Source organism: Eubacterium sp. BL-380-WT-2B (assembly GCF_009696115.1).
Classification (GTDB): domain Bacteria; phylum Bacillota; class Clostridia; order Eubacteriales; family Eubacteriaceae; genus Eubacterium; species Eubacterium callanderi.
The window spans coordinates 1-16,189 of the sequence record NZ_VUMP01000002.1; the positions used below are offsets into that span (position 1 = coordinate 1).

General features: G+C 42.9%; 10 protein-coding genes and 2 rRNA genes. 3 read left to right on the forward strand and 9 right to left on the reverse strand.

The features are described 5' to 3' along the window. Nucleotides 1-81: ribosomal RNA gene (locus FYJ53_RS02950) — 23S ribosomal RNA — on the forward strand; the annotation flags it as partial. 74 nt (nucleotides 82-155) lie between these two features. Continuing rightward, a 5S ribosomal RNA gene (rrf, locus tag FYJ53_RS02955) occupies nucleotides 156-272 on the forward strand. Nucleotides 273-508: 236 nt separating this feature from the next. Here rrf and FYJ53_RS02960 read toward each other — a convergent pair. From FYJ53_RS02960 to FYJ53_RS02995, 8 genes are all read right to left on the reverse strand, one after another. After that, the gene (locus FYJ53_RS02960) at nucleotides 509-2,446 is read right to left on the reverse strand and encodes a glycoside hydrolase family 13 protein (RefSeq protein WP_013382130.1); all 1,938 of its coding nucleotides are present in this window, start codon (nucleotides 2,444-2,446) and stop codon (nucleotides 509-511) included. Continuing rightward, a complete protein-coding gene (gene glgA / locus FYJ53_RS02965; protein WP_073383674.1) occupies nucleotides 2,446-3,879 on the reverse strand; it encodes a glycogen synthase GlgA in 1,434 nt (477 codons plus the stop codon). The genes FYJ53_RS02960 and glgA overlap by 1 nt, the downstream gene beginning before the upstream one ends. A gap of 2 nt (nucleotides 3,880-3,881) precedes the next feature. Next, nucleotides 3,882-4,994 (reverse strand): glucose-1-phosphate adenylyltransferase subunit GlgD, encoded by a 1,113-nt coding sequence (gene glgD, locus FYJ53_RS02970; protein WP_073383672.1) that lies wholly within the window; start codon nucleotides 4,992-4,994, stop codon nucleotides 3,882-3,884. A 13-nt stretch (nucleotides 4,995-5,007) separates the two neighbouring features. Then, entirely contained in the window at nucleotides 5,008-6,132 is a 1,125-nt protein-coding gene (locus FYJ53_RS02975) for a glucose-1-phosphate adenylyltransferase (RefSeq protein WP_013382127.1), read from the reverse strand. Then, entirely contained in the window at nucleotides 6,129-8,576 is a 2,448-nt protein-coding gene (locus tag FYJ53_RS02980; RefSeq protein ID WP_148429694.1) for a glycogen/starch/alpha-glucan phosphorylase, read from the reverse strand. The genes FYJ53_RS02975 and FYJ53_RS02980 overlap by 4 nt, the downstream gene beginning before the upstream one ends. Nucleotides 8,577-8,596: 20 nt before the next feature. After that, nucleotides 8,597-10,612: a 1,4-alpha-glucan branching protein GlgB gene (gene glgB, locus FYJ53_RS02985; RefSeq protein WP_148429692.1), complete on the reverse strand. Its 2,016-nt coding sequence runs from the start codon at nucleotides 10,610-10,612 to the stop codon at nucleotides 8,597-8,599. Nucleotides 10,613-10,777: 165 nt separating this feature from the next. Then, nucleotides 10,778-11,596 carry a YihY/virulence factor BrkB family protein gene (locus FYJ53_RS02990; RefSeq protein WP_073383664.1) on the reverse strand — a complete coding sequence of 273 codons (819 nt, stop codon included), beginning with the start codon at nucleotides 11,594-11,596 and terminating at the stop codon, nucleotides 10,778-10,780. 3 nt (nucleotides 11,597-11,599) lie between these two features. Further along, nucleotides 11,600-12,424: a YihY/virulence factor BrkB family protein gene (locus tag FYJ53_RS02995; RefSeq protein WP_187367970.1), complete on the reverse strand. Its 825-nt coding sequence runs from the start codon at nucleotides 12,422-12,424 to the stop codon at nucleotides 11,600-11,602. Nucleotides 12,425-12,890: 466 nt separating this feature from the next. Between FYJ53_RS02995 and FYJ53_RS03000 the strand changes: the two genes are divergently transcribed. Beyond that, entirely contained in the window at nucleotides 12,891-14,813 is a 1,923-nt protein-coding gene (locus tag FYJ53_RS03000) for an aconitate hydratase (RefSeq protein ID WP_148429688.1), read from the forward strand. Between the two features lie 60 nt (nucleotides 14,814-14,873). Here FYJ53_RS03000 and FYJ53_RS03005 read toward each other — a convergent pair whose 3' ends face one another. Further along, nucleotides 14,874-16,091, reverse strand: a complete 1,218-nt coding sequence (locus FYJ53_RS03005; protein ID WP_177190846.1) for an LCP family protein — start codon at nucleotides 16,089-16,091, stop codon at nucleotides 14,874-14,876. Nucleotides 16,092-16,189: the final 98 nt, after the last annotated feature.

Sequence of the window (16,189 nt, forward strand, 5' to 3'; positions counted from 1 at the left end):
ACGACCAGGTAGATAGGCTGGAGGTGGAAGTGCAGCAATGTATGGAGCTGACCAGTACTAATCGGCCGAGGTCTTGATCTAACAAGACTTTTGAAACACTCTTTTCCTTTATGTTGTTTTGAGTGACTAAAAACTGAATAAAAACGCAAGATTGATCTCGTGATGATGGCGAAGGGGAAACACCTGTTTACATACCGAACACAGAAGTAAAGTCCTTCAGCGCTGAAAGTACTTGGTGGGCAACTGCCTGGGAGGATAGGACATCGCGGGGTCTTTTTACATTTAAGCTTAAGCCGCGCAAAAAAAGAAAGGTGAATGGCCCGTGCAAGTTTACTTGCAAAGGGCCAATGACCTTTTTTTTATGGGGCGTAGCCCCTGACGAAGGTGTCTACAGGACACCGGAGTACGCGGCGATAAGAGCCTGAAATGTTTACAATACGCATGCAAGTAAAAAGAGACAGTTTCCTCATCCATAAAAAACAAACAAAAAGCCCCTTGAGCCAATCACTCAAGGGGTTAAATATTTAGAAGGAATAATTCCCTTCTCTTTATACTCATTGCCATGTAAAATAATTCGTCCGCCGATAATCTTGTAAATCTTTGCGGACAGAGGCTCTAAAATAATCTGTTCCAAGTCTTCCTCATTGTTTGTAAGCAGCTCAAGACCTTTGCGGTCCTTGACAGCTCCATGGCTGAAGCAGCGGCTTTTAACAGTGTTGCGGTTAAAGAGGCAAAGATAGCTTTCATCACCGAGGTCACGTACGTAGGCAAAAACATCGTCTTTGCAGGGAAGCGGATACCATGAACCGCGTTGAAAGGCTTTATGCTCTGCCCTTAAGGCGGTTATTTTTTTGTACCATTCTAAAATTTCTGTATCTTCATGGCCCCATGGATATGTACTCCGGTTAAAGGGGTCTTCATAACCCTGAACGCCGGCCTCGTCGCCGTAATAGATACAGGGGACGCCCGGAAAGGTAAGCTGGATCAGGCTTAAAACCTTTAAGCGGCTTTTGGCCAGGCTGTATTGTTCCTGGGTTAGCCGGTAATGCTCTTTATCACTTTCTTTAGAAAGCGCGGGTGCTTCTCCAAGAATCGTTAGGATACGCATGCGGTCATGGGAACCGATCAGATTCATATTTCCCTTAAACTGTCCTCTGGGATAGTTTTCATAGAGTGACATCATCAAACGCGCAGTTTCCCGAGAGCCTTTATTGCCCATCATAAAGTTAATGAGTGCGTCGCGGAAGGGATAATTCATGACTGCGTCCAGCTCATAACCATAAAAATACCGGCGTAAAATGCCGTAGGCCACTTTTCTGGAGGCGTCCTCCCAGACCTCGCCAATGAGGACCGCGTCTTCTTTTTCCTGTAACATGGCGGTTTTTATCCCTTCGATGAATTCATCCGGGAGTTCGTCGGCAACGTCCAGCCGCCATCCTGAGGCACCAGCTTTCAGCCATCTTCGTATCACTGAATTTTCATTTTCAAAAATAAAATCCTTATATTCAGGCGTTAATTCTTCAACGTTAGGCATTGACTTAACGCCCCACCAGCATTCGTATTCGTTTGGATAATCGTTAAAGCGGTACCAGGGATAAAACGGAGAATCCTTCGACTGATAAGCCCCCAGTCCGGGATAATTTCCGTATTTGTTAAAATAAATACTGTCGTCTCCGGTGTGGCTGAATACACCATCTAAAATGACGCGTATGCCACGCTTTTCTGCCTCTGCACATAGCTGTTCAAAAAGTTCTGTGTTGCCGAATTCCGGGGCAATATGGAGATAATTTGCGGTATCATACTTGTGGTTACTGCTTGATTCAAAAATGGGATTGAGATATAAGATTGTAATATTCAGTTCTTTTAAATAATCAAGCTTTTCGATAATTCCCTGAAGGGTGCCGCCAAAAAAATCCCAGTACTCAATATTTCCCTGACCATCGCGAAAATAATGAGGACTGTCTTCCCAGTTTCCATGAATAAGCGACTGCTTTTTATATTGGGGCTCGAAGGTTTTCTTTTCGCCTTTGTTAAAGCGGTCGGGAAAAATTTGATACATGATCCCCTCGGTGTACCATGCGGGCATTTCACGGACTTTATCGTAGAGTGTAATCTGATAGGACGGTGGAAAGGCTTCATAAATCTGCCCCTCGCCGCCTAAGGTGTCATTTTGTGTGCCATAACAGTAATTGCGGCCTTCATGCTCATAACAAAAATCGTACCATAAAACACCTGGCTGATCGGGTAATGTGAGTGTGTACTCCATCATGTCAGGGAATTTCGATGGTACCATATCGTAAAAGTGCTCGATTGAATTGTAGAATGTCCTTAATTTAACATTTACAGCGTGTGTGGTATAAACACGAATCGTAACCTGGGAGCCTGTCGGAAGTGCTCCGAAAGGCTCCTTAAATCTTAAATCCCAGGAATTGTGTCTAAAATTCATTATGATAATTTACCTGTTACTTTCTTATAATAGTATAAATAGGTTTCGGCAGAAATTTTCCAGTCGAAATTTGATTTTGATGCGTTGGTCATGAGGGTCTTCCACAGCTCGGGCTCGTCATAGTACAGGCCGACAGCCCGCTGGAGTGTGAAGAGCATATCATGTGCGTTGTAGGTGGCAAAGCTAAAGCCATTGCCTTCTTTTGTTTCTTTGTCAAAATAGTGGACGGTGTCCTTTAGGCCGCCTGTTTCCCGAACAACGGGGACGGTGCCGTAGCGCATGGCGATCATCTGTGACAAACCGCAGGGCTCAAATTTTGAAGGCATCAGGAACATATCGCTGGCGGCGTATATTTTTCGAGAGAGGTCTTCGTTAAAGTCAATAATGGTAATCATTTTATCCGGATAAGTGTAGGCAACCTCTCGCAGCATGTTTTCGTACTGGGCGTCGCCAGTGCCAAGAACCACCATTTGGATGTTCATCTGAAGAATCTCATGAATGACAGCAGCCACGAGATCAAGTCCTTTTTGCTCAACCAGACGTGTGATCATGGAAATCATCGGAACCTTTGGATTAACCGGAAGCCCGAGATAGTCCTGAAGCGCTGTCTTATTTTCTGTTTTCTTTTTATATGAACGTGTATAAGGCACAAAGAGCGCTGGATCTGTCTGAGGGTTATAGACGGTTTCGTCAATTCCGTTTAGAATACCCACGGTTTTGTAGCTGATATCACGCATCACGCCATCAAGACCTTCACCATAGTACGGGTCCTTCAGTTCTTCGGCGTAGGTTGGGCTGACCGTGGTTACCAGATCAGAGGTGTAAAGCGCGCCCTTCATCAGGTTTAATTTGCGGTAGAACTCCATGGCAGCCGGAAAATAATCCAGATTCAAGACACCCTTAAGGTCATCAAAGCCATAGAGCCCCTGGTACTTCATGTTGTGAATGGTAAAGACTGCTTTTGTGTTCAGATAATGCCACTGGTACTGTTCTTTGAGCAGGAACGGGATCAGGGATGCCTGCCAGTCATGACAGTGAAGTACATCCGGATAGAAATCAATGTAGGGGATGGACTCCAGCACTGCGCGGCAGAAATAAACAAAGCGTTCACCGTCATCATAATAGCCATACAGGTTCGGACGGTTAAAATAATATTCATTGTCAAGAAAATAGTAGGTAACGCCGTCCATTTCATATTGCTGTATACCCACATACTGGTCGCTCAGACCAACCTTGACGTAGAAGATGTCAATAAGCTTAAAATCTTTTTTATATTCTTCGGGAATACTGGCGTATTTTGGAAGAATAACGCGGATATCGGTTTGATCCTTTGGAAAGGCCTTTGGCAACGAGCCGATCACATCACCTAAGCCGCCGCTTTTGGAAAAGGGATAAGCCTCGGTAGCGGCAAATAAGACTTTTAATTTATCCATTGTTATATAACCATTCCTTTACTTAATACAATCGGGTTATCCTTTGTTCCGACCAGTGATGCGTTATCACGAATCTTAACATCTTTATCAAAAATAACATAGTTCAGTTTAACGTTATTTCCAATTTCGGCCTTCTGCATAATAATGCTGTTGGAAATTTCGCTGCCATAGCCGATTTTGCTGTCGCGGAAGAGAACACTGTGGTAAATTTTCCCCTCAACCTCACAGCCGCTGCCGACGATGGAGTTGCGCACCACGGCCTCATTTTGATAAAGTGTCGGGTGGTTGTCCTTGATTTTGGTATGGATGGAGTTTTCGCTCAGGAAAAGCTCTTTCATGATGTCGAATTCCAGAAGATCCATATTGGCTTCGTAATATTTGGCCAGGTCGTGTACGCGGTTAATATAACCGCTATGCGGTGCGCCGTATACCCGAAGGGTATCCAGATTACTCTTGATCATATCCATCAAGTCCCATTCGCCGGTACGTTCACCAAGCTCCATTAAGTCCAGAAGGACTGATTTTTTAATAATCATCATATCCGCATAGCAGTGGTCTGTCATTTTTTCCTTTTGGTAATGGATGTTGGTAATGCGGTATTTATCAAATTCTAAAAAGACATCGTTGTTTTCAAAGGTAAAGCTTGGCTGTACTTTTTTAAAAATCAATGTGACATCACTGTTGTTTGTTTTATGGATTTTATAGGACGCGTTAAAGCTGAAGCTGGTTACCAGATTTGGCGCTGAGATAACCACGTCTTCATCGCTGCTATGCTGCAGAAATGCGCGGTTATTGTACAGATCACGAAGATTGATTTTCATGAGATTACCAAACCGGACACTGCTGCTGCCTGCCAGAATGGACAAGTCCTGAGTTTTACGGCTTAAGGACCATTCCTTTCCTGTTCCCAGATGGTCGATAAGAGAACTGTATTTATGAGAGCCGACGACACCGACATGGGAAATGCCGGAATTCACCATATTGGACAGGGTAAAGTCGATCATGCGGTAACGGCCGCCAAAGGGCAGCGTACTGATACTGCGGTGCTGGAGCAATTCATTGAGATCTGAGTTATCGCCGTCTACATTTAAAATAATACCAATTGCTTTTTTCATTTCTGAGCACCTCCTATGAATTTAAAACGTGAATTTCTGCCGGGTTGTCACTTTCAGCAGCCACCAGACGGACATCACTCTTAACGTAAGCTCTTGAACCAACAATGCAATTTTCCAGATGCGCGCCATCCTCAATGATTGCGCCGGTATGGATAATTGAGTTTTTGAGAACTGTGTTTTTTCCAACGATAATATCGTGGGAGATAATAGAATTTTCGACTGACCCGAAAATAACACATCCATCACAGATCAGACTGTGTTTTACCACCGCGTCCTGCCCGATAAACTGCGGGTGACGGCTGGTATTATTCGAAAAGATTCTGAAATTCCGGTCTGTCAGGTCAAAATCACAGGCTGGATTGAGTAAATCCATATTGGCGTCATAGTAGCTTTGGATAGTTCCGACATCTTTCCAGTATCCGGAGAACGGATAGGCGAAGATTCGTTTTCCCTCTTCGTGAAGCATTGGAATGACATTGTGCCCAAAGTCATTTTCGGAATCGGGATTTTCAGCGTCTTCAATTAAAGCTTTGCGCAGGACATCCCAGGTAAAGACGTAGATTCCCATCGAGGCTTTGTTGCTCTTTGGTTCCGGAGGCTTTTCCTGGAATTCCAGGATACGTTTTTCGTCATTGGTATTGACAATTCCAAAACGATGGGCTTCATCCCAGGGGACATCCATCACTGCGATGGTGAGGTCAGCGGATTTCTGCTTATGAAAATTAACCATATTGGAGTAATCCATTTTATAGATATGGTCGCCAGACAGGATGAGCACATATTCCGGGTCAAAGCTGTCGATAAAGTCAATGTTTTGATAGATAGCATCAGCTGTGCCATTATACCAGCGCCCGCCCTTTTGTCCCATATAGGGGGGGAGAATGCGAACGCCGGCGCCAACCTTGTCAAGGGACCAGGCGCTTCCGTCACTGATATAATTGTTCAGGATATAAGGACGGTATTGGGTGAGGACACCCACGACATCAATGTCAGAATTCATACAGTTGCTTAATGGAAAGTCAATAATACGGTATTTACCGCCGAATAAAACGGCAGGCTTAGCGTTGTTAAATGTGAGGGATCCCAGACGGCTTCCTTGTCCTCCAGCTAGGAGCATAGCGACACATTCGGTATTCATAATATTTCCTCCTCGTAAATGAATGGTTTGATTTTCCAGATTTCTCTCTGATAATCGGCAATAGAGCGGTCACTTGAGAACATTCCGGAGTGTGCAATATTGACAGCCGACATTTGCAGCCATCTTTTTTGATCTCTGTATACGGCACTCGAGGCTGACTGGATGTCCGCATAAGAGGCAAAGTCTTTAAGTACAAAATAGGTGTCGTTATGAATCAAAAGTGAATCATAGATCGACTGGAAGGTAGAGGTATTGCTGAAAAAGCCATTGATCAGCTGTTCCAAAACCTCCTGAATCCGCGGATCGGATTCATAGATGTCCAGGGAGCGGTAGCCGCCATGGGCATTGTAATTTGCAACCTCCACATCGGAGAGGCCAAAGGTAAAAATATTATCCATTCCCACAGCTTCAGCGATCTCGACATTGGCGCCATCCATTGTGCCGAGTGTAATGGCACCGTTCATCATGAATTTCATATTTCCGGTACCAGAGGCTTCCTTGCCCGCAGTGGAAATCTGCTCAGAAATTTCGGCGGCAGGATAAATCATCTCGGCGACAGAGACATTAAAATTTGGAACAAAAACGACTTTTAAACGGTCATTGATAGTGGTGTCGTTATTCACCTTGTCCGCAATGACATTAATCAGCCGGATGACTTCTTTGGCATAATAATAGGATGGTGCGGCCTTGCCGGCAAAAATATAGGTTTTTGGGACAAAATCCATATTTGGATCTGCCTTGAGTGTATTATAAAGATACATGATGTGCAGAGCGTTCAGCAGCTGCCGTTTATACTCGTGAATACGCTTGACCTGAATATCAAAGATCGAATCCAGGTTCAGCTGAATCCCTTGGGATTTGTTGATATATGCTGCCATGTGGGCTTTGTTTCTGCGTTTGACAGCTCCCAGCTTTTCACAGAAAGCGGCGTCAGCTGCATATGGAAGCAGTGCCTCCAGGCTAGATAGTTTGTTTGGCATTGTCCAGCTGTCACCTATGGTTTCATTGAGCAAGGTTTTTAACTGCGGGTTGCTGCCCATTAAAAAACGTCTTGGCGTTACGCCGTTGGTCACAGAATGAAAACGCTCCGGGAAAACAGCATAAAAATCCTTGAAGGTTTCCTCACGGAGAATTTTACTGTGCAGCTCCGCGACGCCGTTGACAGAATGGCTGCCGATAATGGCCAGATGTGCCATATGGACCTGGCCGTCCTTTAAAATCGAAATCGAATAGTTGCGCGCCTCCTGGTCTGGATAAAACCAGTTCATGTCATTGACAAAACGGCGGTTGATTTCTTCGATAATCTGGTAGACACGGGGAAGAAGTTCCTTTACCATATCAATGGGCCATTTTTCCAGCGCTTCAGGCAGTACGGTATGGTTTGTGAAGCTGATGGATTTAACGGTCATATCCCAGGCCTTATCCCACTCATAATTTTCTTCATCAATGAGAATCCGCATGAGCTCTGGAACGCAGAGGGCAGGATGTGTATCATTGATATGGATACAGATTTTATCGGAAAAGCCGTCCATTGATCCGTGATTAAATTTTTTATAACGCCGCACAATCCGTTTCAGCCCGGCACAGACAAAGAAATATTCCTGCTTGAGGCGGAGCTGTTTTCCCTCAAAGCCATTGTCGTTTGGATATAAAATCTGACTGATGGCCTCGGCCTCAGAACGCCTTTGCATGGCTTTTAAAAAATGACCCTGATTAAAGGTGGAGAGGTCAAAATCCTCTACCGGCTGTGCGCTCCAGAGACGAAGTGAATTGACGGTTTTGTTATGGTAGCCCTGAACAGGGACATCATAAGGGACTGCCAATACCGGTTCATAGTTTTCATGGATAAAAACCAGCTTGCCATTGACCATTTCAGTCCGGACATTCCCTTTATATTTTACAATAACAGATTTATCGGGCTTGGCGATTTCAAAAGGATAACCGTTTTTCAGCCAGTTGTCTGCAACTTCAACCTGTTCATTGTTGATGATCTTCTGTTCAAACAGGCCAAATTTATAGCGGATTCCATTTCCATGCCCGGGAAAGCCCATGGCGGCGGTTGAATCCAGAAAACAGGCCATGAGCCGGCCCAGACCACCGTTGCCGAGTGCGGGATCGTGCTCTTTTGCCTGAATGGCCTCGTAATCAAGACCGAGCTCACAGAGCACCTCAGGCACAATATCGTCCCACCCGAGACTGTTAATATAAGCCTTTAACAGCCGGCCTATCAAAAATTCGATGGAGAAAAAATAGATTTGCTTTTCTTCCATTTTGTGAAGGCGGCTGTTGTTGACAGCCCATTCGGCAGTGATTTCTTCCATGACCAGCTCAGATAATGCTTCATACTGGTGCTGTGCGGTCGATTCGGAGAAATCTTCGCCGGAAACTTCTTCTACTTTTTTTATAAATGCTTTTTTAAAACTTGCTTTTTCAAGTGTTTTCATCCGGTGTCCTTTCCAGACCGCTATTTTTTCGTCTTAGCAACAGGCTTGGAAGCAGTATCCTTTGCGGTCTGCGCCTTGGTAGATTTTTTTACAGTTGACACTTTTGCTTTTTTATCCGAAACAGCAGCTTTGGATGAAGAAGCTGTCTTTGCTTTCTTAGCGGTGGTTTTCTTTTTTACTTTTGACGCAACGCCCTTTAATACGATTGCCGCGGATGGCGGTATGTTCAACGTCACGCTGTAGGGCTGATTATGACATGGGGTGTCCTGTGCTTTTGCGGTCTTTTTGACTGTGAAGCCGGACCCACCATATTTTGGATCGTCGGTGTTGAAAACCAGACGATAGGTTTTTTCTGCAGGTACACCAATCTGGAAATTGGTATAGGTTAGCGGGCAGAAGTTGATCAGAATGATCAGATCGTCTTCTGGATGCTTGCCCATTCGCCTGAAAACGAGAATGCTCTGGCCGTTGTTGTCAGCGTCGATCCATTCAAAGCCGTCCCAGCCATGATCCTTTTCCCAAAGCGCATTTTCCCGGGCGTAAAATTTATTCAGGTCTTGCATGAAGTCCTTGGTTTGACGATGCCTGTCATAGTCCAGCATGAACCATTCAAGGGATTCGTAATAGCGCCATTCGCTGAACGGTGCGAACTCATTCCCCATAAAGGTGAGCTTTTTACCGGAATGAAAATACATATACGCATATAAAAGCCGAAGCTGGTCAAATTTCATTTCATATGGACCAAACATTTTATCCACGATTGATTTTTTGCCATGGACAACCTCATCGTGCGACAGCGGCAAAATAAAGTTTTCGCTGAACGCATAGGCCATTGAGAAAGTCAGTTTTGAATGGAACTGATTTCTGCAGTATGGGTCTGTTTCCATATAAGAGAGGGTATCGTGCATCCATCCCATATCCCACTTCAGGTTAAAACCAAGGCCGCCCTCGTCCACAGGCCAGCTGACCTTGGGGTAAGCGGTTGATTCCTCAGCGGCCATAATGGCAAATGGAAAATGCTTGAAGATGGCTGTGTTCAGTTTTCTCAGGAAATCAACCGCTTCAAGACTGTCATTTCCACCAAATTTATTGCGGCGGTATTCGTCGTCATAGCCATAGTTTAAATAGATCATGCTTGCCACACCGTCAATACGCAGCCCGTCAATATGGTATTGGTCAAACCAGAAATAAGCGTTTGAGATTAAAAAGGTCAGCACTTCTGGTTTTGCAAAGTCAAATTCCATAGTACCCCATTGAGGGTGCTCGGTCGCCTCATAAAGGTTTGTACCATCAAGCTTATAAAGACCGTGGGCATCCTTGCAGAAATGTCCTGGAACCCAGTCCAGTATAACGCTGATTCCCGCCTGATGGCAGGCGTCAATAAAATGCATTAAACCCTGAGGCTCGCCATAGCGGCTGGTCGCAGCAAAGTAGCCGGTCAGCTGGTATCCCCAGGATCCGTCAAAGGGATGCTCCATAATGGGCATCAGTTCTACGTGCGTATAGTGCATATCCTTAAGATAAGGGACAAGTGTGTCAGCAAGCTCGTAATAGCTCAAGGCAGTTCCGTCCTCATGGGTTCTCCAGCTGCCGAGATGAACCTCATAAATATTAACAGGCTTCGGCTTAGAGGCAGCTTTTTTGCGCTGCTCAAGCCATTTTTTGTCCTTCCAGCTGTAACCCTCCAAATCCCAGAGAATAGAGGCTGTTTTAGGCTTGACCTCAGAATAAATACCATAAGGATCTGATTTATAGACGTTTTCCCCATGACATTGCGTAATGCAGTATTTGTAGAGCTCACCTTTATTCAGATCAGGAATGGTGCATTCCCATACACCGCCAGAGTCTTTCTGTAAAAGCATCGGATGAGCGTCGGGATTCCAGTCATTAAAATTGCCTACGACTGAAACAGCTTGAGCGTGTGGTGCCCAGAGTCGAAAAACAACACCTTTATCTGTAAAATGAGCGCCAAAAAATTCGTAGCTTTTCAGATAAGTTCCCTCGTGAAAAAGATGGTACGCGATTTTAGGTTTCATAGTCAATCAGTCCTTTCTTAATTACAGGTTATATTATAGATTGTATAAAATTACTTTAATTAAATATAGTTTAACATAAAAAAGTATGAGAATGTTTTTATATAGGTTAATTTAAGTAAAATCTTTTTAATATATTGTACCATGAAATTTAAATTTGTAAACGTTTCATCGAGAAAAAAATACATTTATTTTTCCACCTAAGTTTAAAATGACACAAACGAAATAAATTCCAACTAAAAGTGCAAATAATCCACCAAAGTTGCCGTATAGCAGGGTGTATTTAGTCGAATGATTCATAAACATTAAGAAAATACGGAAGGCAATATTTATGCCAAGAGTTGAAAAAACAGCGCCTGGAAGTCCCTGAATAAATTTCAAATGGCGGTCCGGTGCTAAAACATAAACACAGGTAAACAGAAATATACTTGTGACCAGAGAAAAAATAAATGTAAAGATATTCATTAAAATAATATTAAACTGATCAATGCCTAAGCGTACAAGAATATATTCACTGATCGCTTCGCTGAAAACATAGGCTGAAATGATCAAGATGATGGAAATGGCAAACAGAATTGTGAAAAGAAAGGATAAAAGCCAGATTTTTAAGTGGCTTCTGCTCTCATGATTACCATAGTTCTGATTCATTCCTGTCATGATCGCTCTTGCGGCCAGTGTTGCAAAGAAAAAGGTGAATAAAACTAAAATATAATTGTTATCCGCAAGGTTTTTGGTCAGCGTGTCAATTAAGGTGCGGACGTAATCGTAGGAGAGCTGGGGAAGATACTCTTTTAGGATATCAAAAAGATAATCTTTAAACTGCACAATAAAGCGGCCGACAAAATTGATTAAAAAGATAATCAGCGGAAAGAAGGCCATGATAATATAAAAGGACATCTGGGCACAGATACCCCAAAAGTCTGTCCTGTCCATATCCTCTGCCATAAAAATGATGAATTCAGTGAGCTTTGATGTTTTATTCTTCATGGTCTACCTTCCAATCTTCTTCAGCAAAAATAAATTGACGACACAGCCAAAGGTTAGAATAATGCAAAAAATATATACGACGATAATTAAAGAAAAAGGACCTTCAAGGGAACTGAACAGGCTCTCTATCTGTAAATGATTTTTTATAAAAGCCTCATAAAGCCCAATGATGGAGAGCCAGCCCAGGCTTACAAACACGCCGCCCGGCAATGAGAAAAAGAAAGATATCCGGACAGACGGTGTATACATATAGATGGCGGTCACAAGCAAAGCGATGATCGCGCTGATATAAATCAGGGTAAAGCCTTGCCAGAATTTAATAAAAATATCTGAAAGATTCAGGTACTCAAAAAAGGAGGTTGATATTTTCTGGGTAAAGATATACAGATAAAAAACCACTAAGATCAGAATAACAAGGATAACCAGATAGAGAACAGCCAGTCCCCAGACCAGAAAATAGTTGCGCTTTTCCGGTATCAGCATTACCTTGTTAATGGTCAGAATCAAAGAGCGGACAGCACAGACTGACGCGTAAAGTATAAAGAAGCCAAAGACGATATTTGCCCAATGGGAAGTCTGGGGTCCGGCGGCGTTTGCAGCAGCCGTGTTAAACATTTCGTCTAAAAAACCGGGAAACAAGACTTTCAGGCTCTCAAGCACCTGATCGTTGAGACCCTGGGCAAACCAGCTGAAAAAATTATAGATCAGCATGATAAAAGGAATAAAAGCCAGCAAAACTCGATAAGAAAGCTGTGCGGCAAGGTTAAGGATGCTGTAATTTTTTTTATGATTTTTTACAAAAAAGTAGAATTCATATAAGAGCTTCATTTGACTTATTTCCTTCATTTGTGATTTAGAATAATTATACCACGAAAAAGAAATCTATAACAATGAGATTATCAAACTAAAAGAATGGTTAAAAATGAAGTATACAATTTTAATTTATCTAAAATACTGTATCCATATAGATTGAAATTTTTTTAGTAATGGTAAAATGAAGATTCTTTGGTAAAATCAAACGCTTTAACTAAATAAATTTTGAAAGAATGAAAAATAAAATTGCATATTTGAGTATTTTTTGATATACTAAAAACAAAATTTGAAGAAATGTGACCGTATAATGCTGAAAAATAATGATGTATATGAGGCGGGCAGAACGGAGGCCATCAGCAACGCTGAGATTGAACAACAGGTGAAAAAAGCTTTTACTACAGGTATTCATCAGTTTAGTCTGGTAAAATAATACATATATGATGTATAATAATACATGAATTAATTTTGAAGGAGATAAAGAATGGGATTAACTTTAACTGAGAAGATTATTAAAGATCACTTGGTGGTAGGTGAAATGGTCAAAGGGACAGAAATCGGCATCCGCATCGACCAGACATTGACACAGGATTCCACCGGAACCATGGCGTATATGCAGCTGGAGGCCATGGAGGTACCAAGAGTTAAAACAAAACGCTCATTAGCTTATATTGACCATAATATGCTTCAGGAAGGCCCTGAAAATATGGATGACCATATCTATATTCAAACCGTTGCTAAAAAACACGGCGTCTATTTTTCAAAACCCGGTAATGGAATTTGCCATCAGGTTGAAATTGAACGCTTTGGCGTTCCGGGACAGACGCTGCTGGGTTCCGACAGCCATACTCCGACAGGCGGCGGGATTGGCATGCTGGCCATTGGCGCCGGCGGTCTGGATGTAGCGGTGGCCATGGCAGGCGGTGAATACTATATCACCATGCCAGAAGTGGTAAAGGTTGAGTTGACTGGAAAACTGCGCAAGGGTGTCTCTTCTAAAGATATCATTCTTGAAGTGCTCAGACAATGTACTGTAAAGGGTGGTATCAATAAAGTTTTTGAATACACTGGAGATGGAGTAAAAACGCTGACCGTGCCGGAACGCGCAACTGTAACCAATATGGGCGCAGAGCTCGGCGCGACAACCTCGGTTTTTCCTTCAGATGAGATGACAAAAGCCTTCCTTGAGGCTCAGGGGAGAAGCGGAGATTTCACAGCCCTGTCCGCAGATTCCGACGCTGTATACGACCAGGTTGTAAAAGTAGATTTAAGCACCTTGGAGCCATTGACAGCCTGTCCGCACAGCCCAGATAAGGTTGTTAAGGTTTCTGAAATTGAAGGACTCAAGGTTAATCAGGTAGCCATCGGAAGCTGTACGAATTCCTCATGGCTTGATTTGATGAAGGTAGCAGCTATTTTGAAAGGGCAGACCGTTGCGGAAAATGTGCAGCTGGTCATTGCACCAGGCTCCAAACAGGTTTTGACCATGCTGGCAGAAAACGGCGCGCTGGCCGATCTTTTGAATGCCGGTGCCAGAATTCTTGAATGTGGATGCGGACCATGCATTGGTATGGGGCAGGCGCCGTGTACAGACGGTGTGTCGCTCAGAACCTTTAACCGTAATTTTAAGGGGAGATCTGGGACGGTTAGTGCAGACGTGTATCTTTTAAGCCCGGAAACCGCTGCGATTTCAGCTGTTAAGGGTGTGTTGACAAATCCCCTCGGTAAAGTTGAACTGCCGGATATCGAAATGCCAAAAGATTTTCTGATCAATGATAACGCGGTAATCCCGCCGGCGCCTGAGGGTGAAAGGGTTGAAGTTATTAAGGGACCAAATATCAAGCCGTTCCCACTTGCCAAACCACTAGCAGATACCGTTGAAGGAAAAGCTTTGATCGTCGTGGAGGACAACATCACAACAGACCATATCATGCCCTCCAATGCGAAGCTGTTACCGTACCGCTCGAACATCCCATACCTGGCGGATTATTGTCTGTCCCCCTGTGATCCGGAATTTCCGCAGCGCGCAAAGGATAACCATGGTGGCTTCATTATCGGTGGACAGAATTATGGGCAGGGCTCTAGCCGTGAGCATGCCGCTTTAGCGCCTGTTTATCTCGGGATTAAAGGGGTTATCACAAAATCCTTTGCCCGTATTCATAAAAATAATCTGATCAATAATGGTATCTTGCCAATGGTGTTTGAGAATGAAGCAGATTACGATAAGATTTCTCTGGGAGATGATCTGATGATTGATCACGCCAGAGAACAGGTAAATACTGGAAGAATTGTTTTGAAGAATAAAACGAAAAATGAAGAATATTCGCTGTTAATCGAAGTGTCTGAACGCCAGAAAGAAATGCTGCAGGCTGGCGGCCTGATCAATTTGATGCGGAGCAAGAATTAAATAACGGTTATAAAAAATCCCTTTGGTATTTAACCAAAGGGATTTTTGTTTGCGTTTTGCTTATTCCGGTGATGGCGTATAATCCTCAGACGGAGGTGCATAGTCTGAGTTATCAGAGCTATTATCAGAATTGTCATATGAGTTGTTACCAGAACTGTCATAACTGTTATCCGTTGATGGTGTTGGCTCGGTTGAATCATTTTCGTTGCTGTTGCTGTATTTTTGATAAGGAGCATCCTCATCAACTGTGACACCACCACTTCCGCTTCCGGCGATTCCTGCGACACGTTCGCTGATTTTCAATAGATTGGCAGTGGGTGTATAGCTTTCACTTTCGTATAAAAATTTATGAAGCATAACGGCATTGTCAGCCAGTGAGTTCGGAACAAGATACCAAACTTCATCAATCATTTCGCCAAATGAAAGGTCATCTAATGGAATACGGTAATCAGTGAATGTTTTGTTTTCAACAGTCATAAATGCCTTAGCATAAGTAGTCATCTCCTGAAGCGATAATGAAGTTTTTACATAAGGATAAACCTTTCCGAGTAAATTGATACCAGTGAATAAATCGACATTTAATGCCTTTTGAACAATCTGCTGTACAACCTCGCGCTGTCGAGCTGTTCTTTTATAATCATCATCACTATAGCGGTTACGACAGTAAGCTAAAGCTTGAACACCGGTTAAATGTTGAGTGCCAACACCTTCAATTTTAGGGTCAGACTTGTTTAAGACATAATTTACATGGTTAATGAATTCATTTGTCCAGTATAATACATCTTCATTTTCAATGTTGACATCAACGCCACCTAAAGTATCAACGGTGTCGACAAGACAATCAAAGTTTACGACCACATAGTCACTGATATTCAAATCAAAATTCTCATTCAATGTTTTTACAGCTAACTGGGGACCACCGTAGTCATATGCAGCATTGATTTTTTCATAAGAAACGTCATTTTTGCTGCCTTCTGGTATTTTTACCAGTAAATCACGCATGACAGAAGTAACTTTAATTGCGCCGGTTTTGAAATTAATTGAAGCAATCATAATTGTATCTGAACGATCACCCTCCACATCATCACGACCATCGATTCCAAATAGTGCGATATTTGCGACATCATCGCTTAATAAATCATTAATATTAAGATCGCTTTCGTCCAATTGCTCGCCGGCAATCCCATGCAAAATGCTAAAGCCATACACGGCACCGCTGCCAACCACAATGATCAGGCAGGCCAAAACGATGCACAGTACTTTCTTTTTTAATGTCATATAAAATCCTCTCAAAATTTTAATAATACATATTGTGTGTAAATCAGAACATAAAGGCAATTTAAGCTTATTAATTATAACATAATTTTGATACAAAT